The sequence below is a fragment of the Duganella sp. Dugasp56 genome (assembly GCF_047304105.1).
GTDB lineage: Bacteria > Pseudomonadota > Gammaproteobacteria > Burkholderiales > Burkholderiaceae_D > Rugamonas > Rugamonas hordei.
The window spans coordinates 97782-116537 of the sequence record NZ_JBGLYQ010000006.1; the positions used below are offsets into that span (position 1 = coordinate 97782).

The following is an 18756-nucleotide window of genomic DNA, read 5'->3' on the forward strand; positions in this document are numbered from 1 at the left end:
CTGAAATTAGCCGGCTGCGACGGCGGTTTTCGAACCGACGGTACCGAACTTCTGGCGGAATTTCTCAACGCGGCCAGCCGTGTCGACGATTTTGTGCTTACCGGTGTAGAACGGGTGCGATTCAGCCGACACCTCGATCTTGACCAACGGGTATTCTTTACCGTTGTGCTCGATTTTTTCGCGGGTCTGGATGGTCGAACGGGTGACGAATTTGAAGTCGCACGACAGGTCGTGGAACACTACTTCGCGGTAATCTGGATGGATTTCTGGTTTCATTTGAAGCCTCGGTTAGTTTGGTAGCCAAACAGCACTTCGTCGGTCGATGTTGCTTCGTGACCCGATTGCCGCTCACTTGCCAGAGTTAAAGTTGATGCGATCGGCGATTATACAGCTGTAAACGGAAACAGGCAACCGAGGTTGCCTGTTCATCATGATTGCCGAAGTGTTAAAAACTGAGCGCAGCGGGACGCAGCGACGAAGACAGTGCGAATAGCACAGCGAGGAGCTGCAACGAAGCTGCGGTCAGTTTTTAACCGCCGCGGCGCATCATGTCGAAGAACTCACCGTTATTCTTGGTGGCCTTCATCTTGTCGAGGATGAACTCCATCGCCTCGATCTCGTCCATCGAGTACAGCAGCTTGCGCAGGATCCAGATCTTCTGCAGCTGGTCCGGCTTGATCAGCAGTTCCTCGCGGCGGGTGCCCGATTTGTTCAGGTTGATCGCCGGGTAGACACGCTTCTCGGCCAGGCGGCGCTCCAGGTGCACCTCCATGTTGCCGGTACCCTTGAATTCTTCGTAGATCACGTCGTCCATGCGCGAGCCCGTTTCGATCAGCGCGGTGGCGATGATGGTCAGCGAACCGCCTTCTTCGATGTTGCGGGCGGCGCCGAAGAAACGCTTCGGACGCTGCAGCGCGTTGGCGTCGACACCGCCGGTCAGCACCTTGCCGGAGGCAGGGATCACGGTGTTGTAGGCGCGCGCCAGGCGGGTGATCGAGTCCAGCAGGATGATCACGTCTTTCTTCATCTCGACCAGGCGCTTGGCTTTTTCCAGCACCATCTCGGCGACCTGAACGTGGCGGGTGGCCGGTTCGTCGAAGGTTGAGGCGACCACTTCGCCGCGCACCGAGCGTTGCATCTCGGTCACTTCCTCAGGGCGTTCGTCGATCAGCAGCACGATCAGCGTGCAGTCCGGATGGTTGGCGGTGATCGCATGCGCGATGTGCTGCAGGATCACCGACTTGCCCGACTTGGGCGACGCCACCAGCAGGCCGCGCTGGCCCTTGCCGATCGGCGCGATCAGGTCGATGATGCGGCCGGTGATGTTCTCGGTGCCGTTGATGTCACGTTCCAGGCGCAGCGGCTCGTTCGGGTGCAGCGGCGTCAGGTTCTCAAACAATATGCGGTGCTTCGAGGCTTCCGGCGATTCGCCGTTGACCTTGTCGACCTTGACCAGCGCGAAGTAGCGCTCGCCATCTTTGGGGGTGCGCACTTCGCCCTCGATCGAGTCGCCGGTGTGCAGGTTGAAGCGGCGGATCTGCGAAGGGGAAATGTAGATATCGTCGGTGGAGGCCATGTAGCTGGCGTCCGGCGAGCGCAGGAAGCCGAAGCCGTCCGGCAGCACTTCGAGGGCGCCGTCGCCGAAGATCTGCTCGCCCGATTTGGCGCGCTTTTTCAGGATCGCGAACATCAGTTCCTGCTTGCGCAGGCGGGCCGCGTTGTCGATATCAAGACCGATGGCCATCTCCAGCAATGCCGAGACGTGTAAGGCCTTTAATTCAGATAGATGCATATGTGTTGAGTGTCCCGTGACGGGAAAGTAAAGGTAGGGGAGGGAACTGCGTGGTGTTGTCTGTTTAATTATATTTAAACGGTGCCGCGGGCGCGGCACCATTTGGGTACAGCATGATCTTACTGCATCACGCTATCTTACTTAGATATTGCTGTCGATGAAAGAGGTCAGCTGGCCTTTTGCCATTGCGCCAACCTTTTGAGCGGCGGCGACACCGTTCTTGAACAGGATCAGGGTCGGGATGCCGCGGATGCCGAACTTGGCAGGTACCGCCTGGTTCGAATCGACGTCCATCTTGGCGATCAGGATCTTGCCGTCGTATTCCTTGGCCACTTCTTCCAGGATCGGGGCGATGCTCTTGCAAGGACCGCACCATTCGGCCCAGAAGTCGACCAGCACCGGGCGGTCGGACTTCAGCACGTCTGCGTCAAAGGAAGTATCGGTGATGTGTTTGATATTTTCGCTCATAGTTTCCTCTATCGAGGTCAGTTGAATCTCAGTTAGATAATAACGCCTGGGGATTATGCCATTTTGCCTGCAATCGCCTTCAACGTTGCCGGGTTACAGGCAGCAGATGGTGGCCAATTGCACGAATTCAATGTCTTGGAAGGGATGGCAACAAGGTCGGCAGGCGGGGATGGCTGAAATAATAACCCATTTTTAAAAAATGTGCGGCAGATTGTACAAACCCTCTAAACTATTTACCCGGACCGGCCTGCGGCGGGGCGCAGCGTGTTGCGGCGCGGTCCATCAGCGCGCCCAGCGCGTCGAGGCTCAGCGGCTTGGCGCAGGCGTCGAGTATCGCCAGTCCCTGCACCTCGGCCAGCCGGGCGGCGGTCTTCAGCACGGCGCCGTCCACGCCCGACAACAGCACCACGCAGCCGCGATATTGCTGCGCCGCCGCAAGGCGCAGAAAGTCGATGCCGTCCATCACCGGCATGCTCAGGTCGCAGATCAGCAGGTCGGGCGGACGCAGGCGCAGCTCGAGCAGCGCGCGGCGGCCATCGGTTTCGCACAGCACCTCGTGCGGCCCGAGGCCGGCGATCATGTCGGCCAGCAGTTCGAGCATGAACGCGTCGTCATCCAGCAGCAGTACCCGCATGCATCCTCTCTGGTTAATTGTCGTCGGCAAAAGTGGTGTTGGTCATGATTTGTTCGGTGATCCTGTCCAGCAACGGCCACAGCTGCGCCAGCAAGGCCCGCGCGCGCCGCAGCAACTCCTCCTGGCCGCCGTCGGCGGGCAGCTGCTCCAGCTCCAGCAGCAGGTCGCCCAGCCCCAGCGCGCCGACCGTGCGCGCCGGCGACTTGAGCCGGTGGCCCACTTCGCGCGCCACCGCCAGGTCGCCGCGCGCCAGCGCGCGTTCGATCTGGGTCAGCCCGTCCTGGGTATTGTGCAGGAATTTGAACGCGAACTTGCGCACCTTGTGCGGATGATAGCCCAGCAGCTTGGCCAGTATCGATAAATCGATCACCGCCGGGTCGCCGCCCATGGTGGTCTTGAACGCCGTGCGCGACGCCGGCGGCGCCGCATCGAGCGCGCCGGCGCGGCGCTCCGGCAGCCAGTTGGCGATGGTCTGGTACATCAGCGCGGGCTGGATAGGCTTGGAGATGAAGTCGTCCATGCCGGCCTCGATGCAGCGCACCCGGTCTTCGTTGGTGGCGGTGGCGGTCATCGCCAGCACCCGCATGTCGGCCAGGCTGGGGTCGGCGCGGATGCGGCGGGTCGCCTCCAGCCCGTCCATCAGCGGCATCTGCACGTCCATCAGCACGCAGTCGAAGGCGGTCTGGCGCAGCAGTTCCAGCGCTTCCATGCCGTTGTTGGCCAGGCACACCGACGAGCCGACCTCCTCCAGCATCTCCAGCGCGATCTGCTGGTTGAAGGTGTTGTCCTCGACCAGCAGGATGCGGGCGTCCTTCAGCGCCGACATGACGGCGGCGCTGCGCGAGGTGGCCAGCAGCTCGGCGGCGGCGTCCTTGACGCGGTCGATCAGCGCCGGCACCGTCGCGCTGCTGATGCCCAGGCGGGCGGTGAACCAGAAGGTGCTGCCGTGGCCCGGCCGGCTGCGCACGCCGACGTCGCCGCCCATCAGCTGCGCCAGCTGCTTGCAGATGGCCAGGCCCAGGCCGGTGCCGCCGTATTCGCGGGTGGTCGAGGTGTCGGCCTGCTGGAACGACTGGAACAGCTTCTCGATCTCGGTCTCGGACAGGCCGATGCCGCAGTCGCTGACCTCGAAGCGCAGCAGGCAGCCGTTGGCGTCGCCGACCACCTGGCGCACGCGCACCTCGATGCGGCCCTTCTCGCTGAACTTGATGGCGTTGTTGGCGTAGTTGATCAGCACCTGGCCCAGCCGCAGCGGATCGCCGCGCAGCACGCGCGGCAGCGTGGGGTCGAGGTCGAACACCAGTTCCAGCTCGCGGCTGGCGGCCTTGGGCGCGACCACCGTGGTCAGCGTCTGGATCACGTGGTCGAGCGCGAAGTCGACCTGCTCGATCTCCAGCTTGCCCGCCTCGATCTTGGAGATGTCGAGGATGTCGTCGATGATGCCCAGCAGGTGCTCGCCGGCGAAGCGTATCTTTTCCAGGTAGTCGCGCTGGCGCGCATCGAGGTCGGTCTTCAGCGCCAGATAGGCCATGCCGATCACGCCGTTCATCGGCGTGCGGATCTCGTGGCTCATGTTGGCCAGGAACTGGCCCTTGGTCTGGCTGGCTTCCTCGGCCAGCATGCGCGCCTGGTTCAGCTCCTCGGTGCGCATCGCCACGCGCTCCTCCAGGTGCTCGTTCAGCTCGCGCAGCTGGTCCTCGCCGCGCTTGCGGTCGGTGATGTCGGTCAGGCTGGCCACCACCAGGTGCACGCTGCCGCCCTCGTCGAGGATGGGCTCGGCGTTGACCGACATCCAGCACACGCCGCCGTCCGGCCGCGCCAGTCCCATGACTACGTCGCGCACCGACACGCCGGTGACGATGGCCAGCCGCACCGGATGGCTGGCGGCGTCGAACTGGCTGCCGTCCTCGCGCATGCCGAGCCACAGGCGGTCGCCGGCGATCGGCAGCGAATGCGCCAGCATGCCGGCGGCGGCGGCATTGCTTTCGAGGATGGCGCCGTTGCCGTCGACCATCACCAGGCCGTTGGTGACGGCGTTGAAGATCGAGGCCAGGCGCTGGCTGGAGCTGCGCAGCGCGCTGTCGGCCCGGCGCCGCGCCGTGATGTCGGTCAGCATGGCCAGCGTGCCGGAGTAGTGGCCGGCGTCGGAGTTGATGACGGTGGTCGACAGCAGGCACCAGACACTGCTGCCGTCGCGCCGCAGGAAGCAGACGTCGCCCTGGCAGGCTTCGCCGGCCAGCCGGCGCTGCAGGTGCTGCTTGAGCAGCGCGCGGCCGTCGTCGTCCATGAAGTCGGTCATGGCGCGGCCCATCATCTGCTCGACGTCGTAGTCGAGCATGCGCGCCATGGTCGGGTTGACGAAGCTGGTGCGGTCGTCGGCGCCGGTCATCCAGATGCCCTCGGCGGCGGTCTGCACGATCAGGCGGTAGCGTTCCGAGCTGGCGTGCAGCGCCTCCTCGGCGCGCTGGCGCTGGGTCATGTCGCGCAGCGACAGCAGCACCAGTTCCTGCCCGGCCAGCAGCACCGGCGAGATGTGGACCATGGCCGGGAAGCTGCTGCCGTCGGCGCGCATCGCGCTCAGCACGCGGCCCGGCAGGTTGGGGCGCGAGAACAGCTCGCGCGTGCGGCCGTTGCTGCGCATGGCCTCCGGCGCCAGCTGCTCGATCGAGCGGCCCGTCATGCTGCCGTGATAGCCGAAGCTGCGCGCGCAGGCCGGGTTGGCGTGGCGCACGCGGCCGTTCTTTTCGGCGATCAGCATCGCGCCCGGCGTGGCGTCGACGATGGCGCACATGCGCGCCTCCTCGTCGGCGGCGCGCTCGCTGATGTCGGCCAGCGTGCCGATCGCGCGCAACGGCTTGCCGGCGGCGTCGCGCTCCATCACCATGCCGCGCGCCAGCACCCATTTCCAGCCGCCGTCGCCGGTGCGCATGCGGTGCTCGCTGCGGATCGGGGTGCCCGCTTCGGCGCCGCCGGACAGCTGGAACTGGATGCCGCGCTCGACCTGCGCCTGGTCGTCCGGGTGCACGTAGGCCATCCATTCGGCCAGCGTCGGCGCGAATTCGCCGGGCGTGTAGCCCAGCAGTTCGCAATAGCGGCGCGACAGTTTCAGCGTGCCGGTATCGAGCTGCCATTCCCACAGGCCTTCGCCGGAGCCTTCCAGCGCGAAGCTGGCCAGCCGCTCGGCGCTGCCCAGTTCTGCCCGCGCGCCGCGCAGCGCGCCGGCCTGGAGGCGCAGCCGCCAGAAGCCGCCCAGCGTGACCAGCAGCAGCAGGGCGCCCAGCAGCGCGCCGCTGTAGCGCAGCAGCGGATTGCCGGCCGGCGGCTGGTACAGGAAGCCGTCCAGTTTGAAATCGGCCGGCAGCATGCCCTGCTCGGTGTAGGCGCGGGCGATGGCGCGCCAGCGCTCGGGGTTGCTGTAGCCCAGCTCGATCAAGCCCTGCTCCAGCAGGGGGGCGATGTGCTGTGCTTCGAACATCAGGTGTTCGCGGCTGTGGCGTTCGGGATAGCGGGCGCGTATCAGGTCGGCGATTTCGCCCTGGTGCGCCATCGCGTAGTTCCAGCCGCGCAGCGTGGCGTCGCGCAGCGCCTGGGCCCGCAGCGGATGCTCGCGCAGCTCGCTCTCGGTGGTGTACAGCGTGTCGCCGTAGAAGTCGTCGCCTTTCGAGCGCGGCGACGCGATCTCGTACTGGACGCTGCTGCGATTGAGCACGTACGGCGCCTCGCTGATGTAGATCGACATGGCGTCGACCCGGCCTTCGAGCAGGTCGTCGACGTTGAAGCTGTGCGCCAGCTGCACCATGCTGTCGAGCCGCACGCCCTGCTTTTTCAGGAAGACGGTCAGTTCTTCGTTGTTCGGCGCCAGCATGATGCGGCTGCCGGCCCACGGCCGCGGCTTGCCGTCCGCTCCGTGGCGCACCAGCAGCGCGGAGGCCGAATGCTGGAAAATCGAGGCCAGCGCCACCACCGGCAGTCCCTGCGCGCGCGCCATCAGCAGCGAGGTGTTGCCGACGCCGTATTGGGCGCGGCCATCCAGCACCGTCTGCAGCGGATCGGCGCCGGGGCGCGCTTCCAGCAAGGTGACGTCGAGGCCGGCATCGCGGTAATAGCCCTGGTCCTGCGCGGCGTAGTAGCCGGCGAACTGGAACTGGTGCAGCCACTTGAGCTGGATGCTGACTTTTTCCGCCGCCAGCGCGCCGTGGGCGGCGCCGGCCAGAACGAGCGCGCACGCCAGCAACCTGCGCTGCAGGCGACGCCAGCTACCGGCACGGCTCAACCTGGGGCGGCAGTGCAACAAGAGCATCCCTTTCTGTACTGTATCCGGGCAACTATAGCATCGAAATTTTGGCTTTAGTCGAGAAAGTTGCAAGAAACGAATTGCACTGCGCGGACGCCGCCACGCTGGTTGCGGCTTGCGGACTGGTAGCCACGGCCGCTACTGGGCGAAGCTGCCGGCGAACTGGTAGCGGTGGCCCGGATGCCACATGGTGGCGATCGAAGCGACCTGGCCGCCGGAGCGGGTCTGGCGCTTCAGCACCAGGCAGGCTTGTTTGGTATCGATGGCCAGCATCTCGGCGATGTCGCGCGGGGCCGCCAGCGCCTCGATGCTGTAGGTGGCGCCCTGCAGCGGCGCCGCCTTCATCAGGTATTCGTTGGGCGTGATGGTGGCGAAGTCCTGCTCCATGTAGTCGGGCGCGCACAGCGGATTGGCCCAGCGGTCCTCGACCTGGATCGGCACGCCGTTTTCAAAGTGGACGATCACCGAGTGGAACAGGGGGTGGCCGGCCGGCAGGTCGAACTGCTTGGCCAGCAGGTCGCTGGCCTTGACCCGCTCCAGCTGCTGCAGGCTGCTGCGGTGGGCGTGGCCGCGCGCGCGGATCTCGTCGGCGATGGATTTGATCTCCAGCAGCGTGGCCTGGTATTTTTGCTGGGCGACGTAGGTGCCGGAACCCTGGCGGCGGGTGAGGATCTGGTCGGCGGTCAGTTCGCGCACGGCGCGGTTGACCGTCATGCGGGAAACGCCGAATTGCTTGACCAGCGCCTGCTCGGACGGGATCACGTCGCCTTCCTTCCAGGTGCCGGCGGCGATCTGGGCAACCAGATAGTCCTTGATGCGCTGGAAAATTGGGGTGCTGTCTTGCAGGGTCTGATCGTCGTTCAACCGGCTTCTCCGAGGCACGCCTCCACTGGCGGCAGAGGGCTATTCTAGCATCGCATGGTTGCTCGTTGAACATCTTTGCGTCAATTTTTCCGGCACGACGTACAATTCGAAAGCAAGAGCCGGAGTGTGTCGCCGCCGGCCGCTGGATAAGATGGATGCATTCCTTATCCAATCATGGAGTCCGAGATGGGCAAGACAGCAAATAAAGTCATTCCGCAAGCCGCCTACCAAGGCGACGAGCAGCGCTGGGCCGCCGTGCGGCAGCGCGACGGCGGCGCCGACGAGGTGTTCTGGTATTCGGTGCGCAGCACCGGCGTGTACTGCCGGCCGTCGTGCGGCGCGCGGCCGGCCCTGCGCAAGAACGTGGACTTCCACGACAGCCGCGAGGCGGCCGAGCAGGCGGGCTTCCGTCCATGCCTGCGCTGCAAGCCGGACCAGCCGCCGCTGGCCGAGCGCCAGGCCGCCATCGTGGCGCAGGCCTGCCGCCTGATCGACGAAGCCGAGCAGGCGCCGGACCTGGACGCGCTGGCGGCTGCGGTGGGCGTCAGCCGCTTCCACTTCCATCGCATGTTCAAGGCGGTGACGGGGATTACGCCGAAAGCCTATGCCAACGCGCAGCGGGCGCGGCGCATGCAGGCCGGCCTGGCGCAGGAAGCCTCGGTGACGGACGCGATCTATGCGGCCGGCTTCAACTCGAGCGGACGGTTTTATGCGCAGTCGCCGGCGGTGCTGGGCATGACGCCTACCGCCTTCCGCTCCGGCGGACGCGGCGCGCAGATCCGCTTCGCCATCGGCGCCTGTTCGCTGGGGGCGATCCTGGTGGCCAGCACGGAACAGGGCATCTGCGCGATCTTGATCGACGACGATCCGGATGTGCTGGTGCGCGACCTGCAGGACCGCTTTCCCAAGGCGGAACTGATCGGCGCCGAACCGGAATACGAGCAGGTGGTGTCGCGCGTGGTCGGCATGGTGGAACGGCCGGAGCTCGGCCTGGACTTGCCGCTCGACGTGCGCGGCACGGCGTTCCAGCAGCGCGTGTGGCAGGTGCTGCGCGGGATCCCGGCCGGCCGCACGGTGAGCTACGCAGAGCTGGCGCAACTGGTCGGCTCGCCGAAGGGCGCGCGGGCGGTGGCGGGGGCGTGCGCGGCCAACGCGCTGGCGGTGGCGATACCGTGCCATCGCGTGGTGCGCAACGATGGATCGATCTCCGGCTACCGCTGGGGCGTGGACCGCAAGGCCGCGCTGCTGGACCGGGAGGCGGGCAAGTGAAAAACGGCGAGTTCGATTTCAGCGGCGGCGCGCCGGAGCGCAAGCCGCGCAAGACGCCGCCGGTCAGCGTGGCGCCCGCCGCGCAGCTTGCGCCCGTCGCGGATCCGGCCGCCGACGTTGCCTCGGATCCGGCCGCCGTCGCGCTGGCGCAGGCCAACGCGCGCAAGCTGGTGGCTGCTGCGGCGGGCATCGGCGTGCACGTGGCGGGGCTGGACTGGCAAGCCATCGCCGACGAACTCAATGCGCACGGCTACGCGATCGTCCCCGGCATGCTGACCGCCGAGGAGTGCGTCGCCATGGCCGCGCAATACGCACAGCCGCAGCTGTACCGCAGCCGGGTGGTGATGGCGCAGCACGGCTTCGGCAGCGGCGAGTACCAGTACTTCCGCTACCCGCTGCCGGCGATGATCTCGGCGCTGCGCCAGTCCCTGTATGGGCCGCTGGCCGCCATCGCCAACCATTGGCACGAAGTGATGGACATGGAGGCGCGCTTCCCGCCGGACCACGCCGACTTCCTGGCCCGCTGCCACGCCGCCGGCCAGCAGCGCCCGACGCCGCTGATGCTGCAATACGGCCCCGGCGACTACAACTGCCTGCACCAGGACTTGTACGGCGAACACGTGTTCCCGCTGCAGGCGGCGGTGCTGCTGAGCGAACCGGGAAAGGACTTCGAAGGCGGCGAGTTCGTGCTGACCGAACAGCGGCCGCGCATGCAATCGCGGGTGGAAGTGGTGCCGCTGAAGCGCGGCGACATGGTGATCTTCCCGGTCAACCATCGTCCGGCGCAGGGCGCGCGCGGCGTCTACCGGGTGGCGATGCGGCACGGCGTAAGCCGGCTGCGCGCCGGCGCGCGTCACACGCTGGGTCTGATCTTCCACGACGCCACCTGAATGCATTTCCAGACCAATTGGTCCATAATATGCGGATATTCATACCGCAAGAGGACCGCATGGCCAGGCAAAGAGAATTCGACCGCGACACCGCCCTGAAGCAGGCGCTGGAAGTGTTTTGGCAAAAAGGCTACGCCGCCGCGTCCACCGCCGACCTGCTCGTAGCGATGCAGATCGGCCGCCAGAGCATGTACGACACCTTCGGCGACAAGCACGCGCTCTACCTGGAAGCGCTGCGCCAGTACAACGACGCCAGCACCACCGAACTGCTGCGCGCCCTGCAGGGCGATACCGCGCTGGACTCCATCGCCAATATGCTGCTGGCCTTCGCCTCGCGCCCCGAACGCGATAACGCCAAGGGCTGCATGGGCATCAACGCGATCTGCGAATTCGGCACCGGCGACGACAAGATCAATGCGCTGCGTGGCGTGAGCAGTGCGCGCATCAACGGCGCGGTCGAGAAAGTGTTGCGCGACGCCGTCGCCGCCGGCGAAATGGCCGCCGGCACGGACATCCGCCATGCCGTTTCCTTCATCGCCGCCACGCTGGCCGGAATGAAGGTCAGCGCCAAGGCCGGCTGCGACATGGCCACGCTGCGCGCCATTGCCGATTTTGCCATCCAGGCGCTGCGGGCCGCCTGAATTTCTCACGAAACGTTTACTTGACTGGCCGATCCAGAAAACCTACGATGAGGCCTGATCTTGACTGATCGATCCATAAACCTACATCGAACGGATTTTTATGACTACCTCACTGAACAACAAGGTCGCACTGGTCACCGGCGGCGCGCGCGGCATCGGCGCGGCCACCGTCAAACGCCTGGCGCGGGACGGCGCGGCCGTCGCTTTCACCTACGTCTCATCGGCGGCGCAGGCCAACGACCTGGCCGACACCATCAACGCCGCCGGCGGCAGGGCGCTCGCCATCAAGGCCGACAGCGCCGATGCCGCCGAGCTGCAAGCCGCCGTCGAGCAGACCGTCGCCCACTTCGGCGCGCTGGATATCCTGGTCAACAGCGCCGGTATCCTGCATCTGGAGTCGGTGGAGACCTATGCGCTGGAAGCGTTCGACCGCATGGTGAACGTGAATGTGCGCGCGGTGTTCGTCGCCGTGCAGGCGGCCGCCGCGCACATGAAGAAGGGCGGGCGCATCGTCACGATAGGCAGTGTGGCCGGCATGCGGGTCGGTTTTCCGGGCTCCGGCGTGTATTCGATGACCAAGGCGGCCGTGGCGACGCTGGTGCGCGGCATGGCGATAGACCTGGCGCCGCGCGGCATCGCCGTCAACAACGTCCAGCCTGGACCGATAGAGACGGACATGAATCCGGCCGACTCGCCCTACAAGGACCGCATACTCGCGATGATTCCCCAGGGGCGCGTCGGCCAGCCGGACGACGTGGCGGGCATGGTGTCCTGGCTGGTCGGCGATGAGGCCGGTTTCGTCACCGGCGCCAGCTTCACCGTCGACGGCGGTTATACCGCCTGAACGCTCTTCTGCGTTTGATACAGGCGGGCGTAGATGCCGTTGCGCGCCAGCAGCGCATCGTGGCTGCCCACTTCGGCGATGCGGCCGCCGTCGAGCACCACGATGCGGTCGGCGTTCTCGATGGTCGACAGGCGATGGGCGATGACCACCGTGGTGCGGCCCTGCATCAGCACTTCCAATGCCGCCTGCACCAGCCGCTCGGACTCCGTGTCCAGCGCGCTGGTGGCCTCGTCCAGTATCAGGATAGGCGCGTTCTTGTACAGCGCGCGGGCGATCGCCAGCCGCTGGCGCTGGCCGCCTGACAACCGCAAACCGTTTTCTCCCACCGGCGTGTTGTAGCCTTCGGACTGGCGTTCGATGAATTCGTGCGCGTGCGCGGCGCGTGCCGCCGCCTCGATGCGTTGCGGCGATGGGTCCGGATCGCCGTAGGCGATATTGGCCGCCAGCGTATCGTTGAACAGCACCACGTCCTGGCTCACCAGCGCGATCTGCTGGCGCAGCGACGTCATGGCGTACTCGCGCAGGTCGACACCATCGAGCTTGATGCTGCCGGTGCTGACGTCGTAGAAGCGCGGCAGCAGGCCGGCCAGCGTGGTCTTGCCGCTGCCCGAGCTGCCGACCAGTGCCACCGTCTCGCCGGCGGCGATGTCGAGCGACACGTCGTCAAGCGCGGGACGGGCGTCCGGATCGGCCTTGTAGTGGAAGCTGACGTGTTCCAGCGCCAGGCGGCCCTCGGCGCGTTCCACCGTCCGGGTGCCGGTATCGGCTTCGGCCTCGGTGTCGATCAGGCCGAACACCGATTCGGCGGCGGCCAGGCCCTTTTGCATAGGTTCGTTAATCTTGGTCAAGTTCTTGATCGGCGACTGCATCGCCATCAGCGACGACATGAAGGCAACGAAGGCGCCGGGCGACAGCGCGCCGGCCTGCGCCCGCAGCAGCGCAAAGTAAATCACCGACGACAGCGTGATCCCGATCAGCAGCATGATGATGCCGGAGTTCAGCGCCGACGTCGCCGCGTGCTTGACCGCCAGCTGGCGATTGAGCTTGACCACCTGGTCGAAGCGGTTCTGTTCATATTTCTGGCCGCCGAAAATCTTCACCACGCGCTGGCCGCTGATGCTCTCGTCCAGTACATTGGTCAGGTCGCCCATGGCCGCCTGCGCGCTCTTGCTCAGGTGCCGCATGCGGCGGCCGGCGAAGGTGACGATGGCCGCCACCAGCGGCAGCAGGCCGAGGCAGAACACCGCCAGTTGCCAGTCCACGGTGAACAGCGTGATCAGGTAGCCGATGGTGGCGACCGAATCGCGCACCGCCACGTTGACCACCGTCAGGCCGGCCTGCGCCACCTGGGCCGCGTCGAACGCCACGCGCGACAGCGTGGTGCCGGTCGACGACTGGTCGAAAAAGCCGTTCGGCAGGCGCATGATGCGGGCGAACATCAGCTCGCGCAGATTGGCCTGCACCCGGCTGCTCAGCCACGCCGCGCCGTATTCGCCGGCGAAGCTGGAAAACATGCGCATCACGGCCAGGCCGAAGATCACCGCCGGGATCGACCACAGCGCCGCGTTGGCCGGATCGCGCGGCAGCATATGACCCAGCCATTCCTGCACCTCGGTCAGCAGGCCGCCGGCGGGACGCACGGCGCCCAGGCTGTGCGAGGGCGCCAGCGCGTCGACCACGTTTTGCAGCTGGCGTATCAGCAGCACGTCGGTGGCGGCGGCCAGGGCGACGGCGAACAGCGTGGCGACTCCGATCCACGCGTAGGGGGTGAACTGCTTGAGCAGGCGTAAATAGAGTGATCGGCTGGACACGATGTGGTTATAGAGCGGCGAATCCTCCATTGTACCCAGAGTTTGATTGACCCCGGCCCAAACTTGGTTACACTCTGAATCTTGCTTCCGAATGGAGAGAATTGATGCGCGCCCCCTTTATTTCCCTGTCCCCGCTGGCCGCGGCTGTCAGCCTGGCGTTATCCGCTGCCCTGCCGGCGCAAGCCGACACCATCATCGACCACGCCAACGGCTACACGCTGAACGCGGGCGGCGCGCTGCAGCGTTTTACGTCGCTGGCGTTCGACGACTTGGGGCGCATCGTCGCCGTCGGCAGCGAAGCGGAAACGGCGGCCCGTGTGCCGAAGGCGCAGCATATCGACGCGCAGGGCAAAACCCTGCTGCCAGGCTTGATCGACGCCCACGGCCATGTGTTCGAACTGGGCGAGATCGCTTCCAGCGTGGAGCTGTTCAGCCCTTCGACGCTGAACGGCGCGCTCAAGGCGGTGGCCGACTTCAGCAAGTCGCATCCGAAGAACGCCTGGGTGATCGGCTTCGGCTGGAACCAGGAGATCTGGAAGCTGGGCCGCTTCCCGACCGCCGCCGAGCTGGATACGGTGGTGGCGGACCGTCCGGTGTTGCTGCACCGGGTGGACGGCCACGCGATCTGGGTCAATACCAAGGCACTGGAAATGGCCGGCGTCTCGCGCGACACGCCGGATCCAAAAGGCGGCAAGATCGAACGCGATGCCTCCGGCAAGCCGACCGGGGTGCTGGTCGACGCCGCGATGGACCTGGTGCACAAAGTGGTGCCGCTGCCGACGCCGTCCGACGCGCGGGGCATGCTGGACAACGCGCTGGCGGCCTTGTCCAAGGTCGGCCTGACCAGCGTGCACGATGCCGGCATCAAGGTGGTGCAGGACGACCTGTATCGCGACTACGCCGACCACGGCAAGCTGACCACCCGCGTCTACGCGATGATCGGCGACACCACGGCCGATTTCGACGAGCTGTCGAAGGAGGGACCGCTGAAATCCTACGCCAACGACGTCTACGCGCTGGCGGCGGTCAAGCTGTATTCGGACGGCGCGCTGGGCAGCCGCGGCGCGGCGCTGCTGGCGCCGTACTCCGACATGCCGTCGACCAGGGGCCTGCTGTTCTATCCGAACGCCGAGATGCTGGCCAAGATGAACAAGGCCATGAAGGCCGGCTACCAAGTCAACGTGCACGCCATCGGCGACGCCGGCAACCGTCAGATCCTCGACGCCTACGCGCAGCTGATCCCGAAATATAACAACGTCGAGCTGCGCCACCGCATCGAGCATGCGCAGGTGGTGGCGCTGGACGATATCCCCCGCTTCAGGGCGCTGGGCATCATCCCGTCGATGCAGCCGACGCACGCCACGTCGGACCAGAACATGGCCGAGCAGCGCGTGGGCCACGACCGCATCAAGGGCGCCTATGCGTGGCGCACCTTCCTCGACCAGGGTTCGCGCATCGCCTGCGGTTCGGACTTCCCGGTGGAGTCGCCGAATCCGTTCGAGGGCCTGCATGCGGCCGTCACGCGCCAGAACAATGCCGGCGTGCCGGTGGGCGGCTGGTACAAGAACCAGGCGATGACGCTGATCGAAGCGTTCCGCTGCTTCACCCTGGACGCGGCCTACGCGGCGCACCAGGAAAACGTCATCGGCTCGCTGGAGCCGGGCAAATGGGCCGACTTCATCCTGATCGACCGCGATCTGTTCAAAGTGCCGGCCGAGCAGATCGGCAAGACGCAGGTGTTGCAGACGTGGATGGGCGGCAAGCGGGTGTACAAGAGGGATAAGCGGCCGGATTAATTGCCCGCGTTCATTTTCAGCCATTGCTGGCCGTCCGAGGTCAGGCGATAGCGCTGTTTGCTGCTGCGAGGCTTATCGGGAAGAGTCATCTGCACGAGGCCGGCTTCGATCGCTGGCAGTAGGTACGTTTTGCGAAAATGTTCATCATCCTTCAGTCCAAGCGCTTGCTGGAGTTGCTGGCGTTGCCATTCGCCAACGAGCAGCTTGAGCATACGACGAACTTCAGGGGTGACTTCCGGGGTCACTTCCGGGGTCACTTCCGGGGCGGGGCCTTTTGCCAGCGCGTGGACCGGCAGGCGGACCAGGCAGGAACTGCGCTCATCGTCGGTTTCAAACACTGGCGGCGGCGAGCCGTTGGCGCGCATCGCCTTCAGTATCTTGGGAACGCCTGTCGAACGTCCTTCGGTTAGCTCCAGTTCCTTCAAGAATTCGCCGATCCGGCGATTCCGGTAGCGCCGGCTGACCGCGCGGCCGGCACTCCAATCCTCAAGCCGTATCGACCGGTCCGGCCCCGGAAAGCTGAGTATCGTTATTTCTTCCGGGATAATGCGTACTTCAATTGGCTCCCGCTCCTCATACGAGCGGTGATACACGGCGTTGATCAACGCCTCTTCAATCGCCGAATATGGGAAGTTCCACGCCCGCGTGGCTTCCGCTCGGTCGGGGTGCTTCAGGATCGTCTGGTGCAGGTAATTGCGTTGGATGTAGCTGAGGGAGTCCCGGGCAATCCGGTTCAGTGGCCCTTTGAATATTTTCTCGTCGAAATGATCGCCGTCTACGCCATCATGGAACCAGACCACGTCGATCTGGCTGTAGGGAAAGAACCTGTCGGGTGCTTCGCTAAAGAACATGAGGCCTACATTTTTCGGCCAAAGACACTCCGGCGAGCCATCAAGGATATTCATCTGGCGGGCCAGTTCTTCCGTTGACAGCTTGTCCGCGTAGTCTGCGAGCGCGCTGCCTACTTCGCGAAGGTAGTCGAGCATTAACGGCCTGGACAAGTCGCTTATCCGTGCCTGCTGCGCCGCCCTGTCATCGAATGGCACGTTGGCGGTCAGGGTTAGTAGCTCCTGCTCGGCATCGCCTTTTGCCTCCACTGTGCTGCTGTAGCGGCGGATGTAGTAGTGCCAGCTTTTGTGCCTGGAAGAGACCGACGACGGCGCCTTGTATGGACGGTTCATGCCACCGGGGGCATGCAGCACGATCAGCTTGCGGCTATCCACCTCGCAGATGCTCAGAATAGGGAAGTAGGGCGGATGTATCTGCTGGCAGGCGGCCAACAATTCCCGCTGAATCTTATCGATCTGATTTTCCGCCACCCCAATAGGCGGAGTCGCCGGCCGACCCTCGGCATCGCAGTCCTGTCCGATGACAATGTAGCCGCCTCCGAGATTTTCAAAGTCGTTGGCGAACGCACACAGGGTGCGGACGATAGCATCCGGATTCCACCCGGACTTGTATTCAATGCGCTCACTCTCGACTGTGCGGTGGCGCAACAGATTTTGTATGTTGATCGGCAAGGCCGCCATATTCAGGCTCCCGGTGAGCGTGTGCCGGCGAATGCTGGCAAGATAGCAAGGGCTTATGATGTTTTTGACAAGCTCGAGAATTATTCGTTCACTGAGTCCGCTTAAAAAAACTGATTGACTTAGTTGTATAGACAACTTATGCTTTGAGGATGCGCCGGCTGTGCGCGGGCCTTGTGCCAACAGCCGGTCCCACCCACTGAGGAGCAGGAGCCACCATGACGACCCATTTAGACAGCGATCCACGTTTTGACGCCAGCCGTGAAATCCGCGCCCCGCGCGGACCGGAACGTACCTGCAAGAACTGGGGCGCCGAGGCGGCCTATCGCATGATCCAGAACAACCTGGACAAGGAAGTGGCGGAAAATCCCAAGCACCTGGTGGTCTACGGCGGCATCGGCCGCGCCGCCCGCAACTGGGAATGCTACGACCAGATCCTGGCGTCGCTGCGCGAGCTGGAAGACAATCAAACCCTGCTGATCCAGTCCGGCAAGCCGGTCGGCGTGTTCCAGACCCACGAGGACGCGCCGCGCGTGCTGATCGCCAATTCGAACCTGGTGCCGAAGTGGGCCAACTGGGAACATTTCAATGAGCTGGACCGCAAAGGCCTGTTCATGTACGGCCAGATGACGGCCGGTTCGTGGATCTACATCGGCACCCAGGGCATCGTGCAGGGCACCTTCGAGACCTTCGCCGAAGCGGGCCGCCAGCATTTCGGCGGCGACCTCAAAGGCCGCTGGGTGCTGACCGCGGGCCTGGGCGGCATGGGCGGCGCGCAGCCGCTGGCCGCGACCATGGCCGGCGCCGTGTCGCTGAACATCGAGTGCCAGCAGAGCAGCATCGATTTCCGCCTGCGTACCCGCTATCTGGACAAGCAGGCCGCCAGCATCGACGAGGCGCTGGAGATGATCAAGCTGCACAAGGCCAACGGCGACGCCATCTCCATCGGCCTGCTGGGCAACGCGGCCGACGTGCTGCCGGAGCTGGTGCGCCGCGCCAAGGCCGGCGGCATTCTGCCTGACGTGGTGACCGACCAGACCTCGGCGCATGACCTGATCAACGGCTACCTGCCGCAAGGCTGGTCGGTGGACCAGTGGAAGGCTGCGCAGCACGACGCCGCGCGCCATGAAGAACTGAAAGCGGCGGCCACCGCCTCGTGCGCCGTGCACGTGCAGGCGATGCTGGACTTCCAGGCGCTGGGCGCCAAGGTGGTCGACTACGGCAACAACATCCGCCAGGTGGCGTTCGACCACGGCGTGAAGAACGCCTTCGATTTCCCCGGTTTCGTGCCGGCCTATATCCGTCCGCAATTCTGCGAAGGCCGCGGCCCGTTCCGCTGGGTGGCGTTGTCCGGCGATCCGGAGGATATTTACAAGACCGACGCCAAGATCAAGGAGCTGTTCCCCCACCACGCCAATGTGCACCGCTGGCTGGACATGGCGCGCGAGCGCATCGCCTTTCAGGGGCTGCCGGCGCGCATCTGCTGGCTGGGCCTGGGCGAGCGTCACATCGCCGGCCTGGCCTTCAACGAGATGGTGCGCAACGGCGAGCTGAAGGCGCCGATCGTCATCGGCCGCGACCACCTGGACACCGGCTCCGTCGCCAGCCCTAACCGCGAAACCGAAAGCATGAAGGACGGCACCGACGCCGTCTCCGACTGGCCGCTGCTGAATGCATTGCTGAATACCGCCGGCGGCGCGACCTGGGTGTCGCTCCACCACGGCGGCGGCGTGGGCATGGGCTATTCGCAGCACTCGGGCGTGGTGATCGTGGCCGACGGCACCGATGCCGCAGCCAAGCGCCTGGCGCGCGTGCTGGTCAACGACTGCGGCTCGGGCGTGATGCGTCACGCCGATGCGGGATACGAGACGGCGATCGCCTGTGCCAAGCGCAACGGCCTCAATCTGCCTATGATTAAATAATTCGA

Annotated in this window: 14 protein-coding genes; 6 read left to right on the forward strand and 8 right to left on the reverse strand. The window is 65.2% G+C overall.

What is annotated here, in order from left to right:
- Positions 1–6: 6 nt before the first annotated feature.
- From ACCD07_RS05570 to hutC, 6 genes are all read right to left on the reverse strand, one after another.
- Positions 7–276, reverse strand: a complete 270-nt coding sequence (locus ACCD07_RS05570) for a type B 50S ribosomal protein L31 (RefSeq protein ID WP_176652347.1) — start codon at positions 274–276, stop codon at positions 7–9.
- A gap of 253 nt (positions 277–529) precedes the next feature.
- Positions 530–1792, reverse strand: a complete 1263-nt coding sequence (gene rho, locus ACCD07_RS05575; protein WP_116991848.1) for a transcription termination factor Rho — start codon at positions 1790–1792, stop codon at positions 530–532.
- 141 nt (positions 1793–1933) lie between these two features.
- A complete protein-coding gene (gene trxA / locus ACCD07_RS05580) occupies positions 1934–2260 on the reverse strand; it encodes a thioredoxin TrxA (RefSeq protein ID WP_176652348.1) in 327 nt (108 codons plus the stop codon).
- Positions 2261–2489: 229 nt separating this feature from the next.
- A complete protein-coding gene (locus ACCD07_RS05585) occupies positions 2490–2894 on the reverse strand; it encodes a response regulator (RefSeq protein ID WP_176652349.1) in 405 nt (134 codons plus the stop codon).
- 13 nt (positions 2895–2907) lie between these two features.
- Entirely contained in the window at positions 2908–7167 is a 4260-nt protein-coding gene (locus tag ACCD07_RS05590) for a PAS domain S-box protein (protein WP_413446745.1), read from the reverse strand.
- A 159-nt stretch (positions 7168–7326) separates the two neighbouring features.
- On the reverse strand, positions 7327–8052 hold the full coding sequence (hutC, locus tag ACCD07_RS05595) for a histidine utilization repressor (protein ID WP_353401104.1): 726 nt from the start codon (positions 8050–8052) through the stop codon (positions 7327–7329).
- A 174-nt stretch (positions 8053–8226) separates the two neighbouring features.
- Between hutC and ada the strand changes: the two genes are divergently transcribed.
- From ada to ACCD07_RS05615, 4 genes are all read left to right on the forward strand, one after another.
- Positions 8227–9321 (forward strand): bifunctional DNA-binding transcriptional regulator/O6-methylguanine-DNA methyltransferase Ada, encoded by a 1095-nt coding sequence (ada, locus tag ACCD07_RS05600; protein WP_176652351.1) that lies wholly within the window; start codon positions 8227–8229, stop codon positions 9319–9321.
- 167 nt (positions 9322–9488) lie between these two features.
- Positions 9489–10211, forward strand: coding sequence for a 2OG-Fe(II) oxygenase (locus tag ACCD07_RS05605; RefSeq protein ID WP_413446794.1), 723 nt, complete (start codon positions 9489–9491; stop codon positions 10209–10211).
- A gap of 59 nt (positions 10212–10270) precedes the next feature.
- Positions 10271–10852, forward strand: coding sequence for a TetR/AcrR family transcriptional regulator (locus ACCD07_RS05610; protein ID WP_176652352.1), 582 nt, complete (start codon positions 10271–10273; stop codon positions 10850–10852).
- A 100-nt stretch (positions 10853–10952) separates the two neighbouring features.
- On the forward strand, positions 10953–11696 hold the full coding sequence (locus ACCD07_RS05615; RefSeq protein ID WP_176652353.1) for a 3-oxoacyl-ACP reductase family protein: 744 nt from the start codon (positions 10953–10955) through the stop codon (positions 11694–11696).
- Here ACCD07_RS05615 and msbA read toward each other — a convergent pair.
- The gene (msbA, locus tag ACCD07_RS05620) at positions 11684–13507 is read right to left on the reverse strand and encodes a lipid A export permease/ATP-binding protein MsbA (protein WP_413446746.1); all 1824 of its coding nucleotides are present in this window, start codon (positions 13505–13507) and stop codon (positions 11684–11686) included. The genes ACCD07_RS05615 and msbA overlap by 13 nt on opposite strands.
- A gap of 104 nt (positions 13508–13611) precedes the next feature.
- Between msbA and ACCD07_RS05625 the strand changes: the two genes are divergently transcribed.
- The gene (locus ACCD07_RS05625; protein WP_413446747.1) at positions 13612–15303 is read left to right on the forward strand and encodes an amidohydrolase; all 1692 of its coding nucleotides are present in this window, start codon (positions 13612–13614) and stop codon (positions 15301–15303) included.
- Here ACCD07_RS05625 and ACCD07_RS05630 read toward each other — a convergent pair.
- Complete coding sequence (locus ACCD07_RS05630) at positions 15300–16832, reverse strand: Fic family protein (RefSeq protein WP_413446748.1); 1533 nt, start codon at positions 16830–16832, stop codon at positions 15300–15302. The two genes, ACCD07_RS05625 and ACCD07_RS05630, sit on opposite strands and share 4 nt — an antisense overlap.
- A gap of 215 nt (positions 16833–17047) precedes the next feature.
- Between ACCD07_RS05630 and hutU the strand changes: the two genes are divergently transcribed.
- Positions 17048–18751: a urocanate hydratase gene (gene hutU, locus ACCD07_RS05635; protein WP_176652357.1), complete on the forward strand. Its 1704-nt coding sequence runs from the start codon at positions 17048–17050 to the stop codon at positions 18749–18751.
- Positions 18752–18756: the final 5 nt, after the last annotated feature.

Coding starts and splice junctions, on each gene's coding strand:
- rho (WP_116991848.1), bottom strand. CDS start 1,792: ATGCATCTATCTGAATTAAAGGCCTTACACGTCTCGGCATTGCTGGAG.
- ACCD07_RS05625 (WP_413446747.1), top strand. CDS start 13,612: ATGCGCGCCCCCTTTATTTCCCTGTCCCCGCTGGCCGCGGCTGTCAGC.
- trxA (WP_176652348.1), bottom strand. CDS start 2,260: ATGAGCGAAAATATCAAACACATCACCGATACTTCCTTTGACGCAGAC.
- hutU (WP_176652357.1), top strand. CDS start 17,048: ATGACGACCCATTTAGACAGCGATCCACGTTTTGACGCCAGCCGTGAA.
- ACCD07_RS05610 (WP_176652352.1), top strand. CDS start 10,271: ATGGCCAGGCAAAGAGAATTCGACCGCGACACCGCCCTGAAGCAGGCG.
- ACCD07_RS05585 (WP_176652349.1), bottom strand. CDS start 2,894: ATGCGGGTACTGCTGCTGGATGACGACGCGTTCATGCTCGAACTGCTG.
- ACCD07_RS05630 (WP_413446748.1), bottom strand. CDS start 16,832: ATGGCGGCCTTGCCGATCAACATACAAAATCTGTTGCGCCACCGCACA.
- ada (WP_176652351.1), top strand. CDS start 8,227: ATGGAGTCCGAGATGGGCAAGACAGCAAATAAAGTCATTCCGCAAGCC.
- ACCD07_RS05570 (WP_176652347.1), bottom strand. CDS start 276: ATGAAACCAGAAATCCATCCAGATTACCGCGAAGTAGTGTTCCACGAC.
- ACCD07_RS05615 (WP_176652353.1), top strand. CDS start 10,953: ATGACTACCTCACTGAACAACAAGGTCGCACTGGTCACCGGCGGCGCG.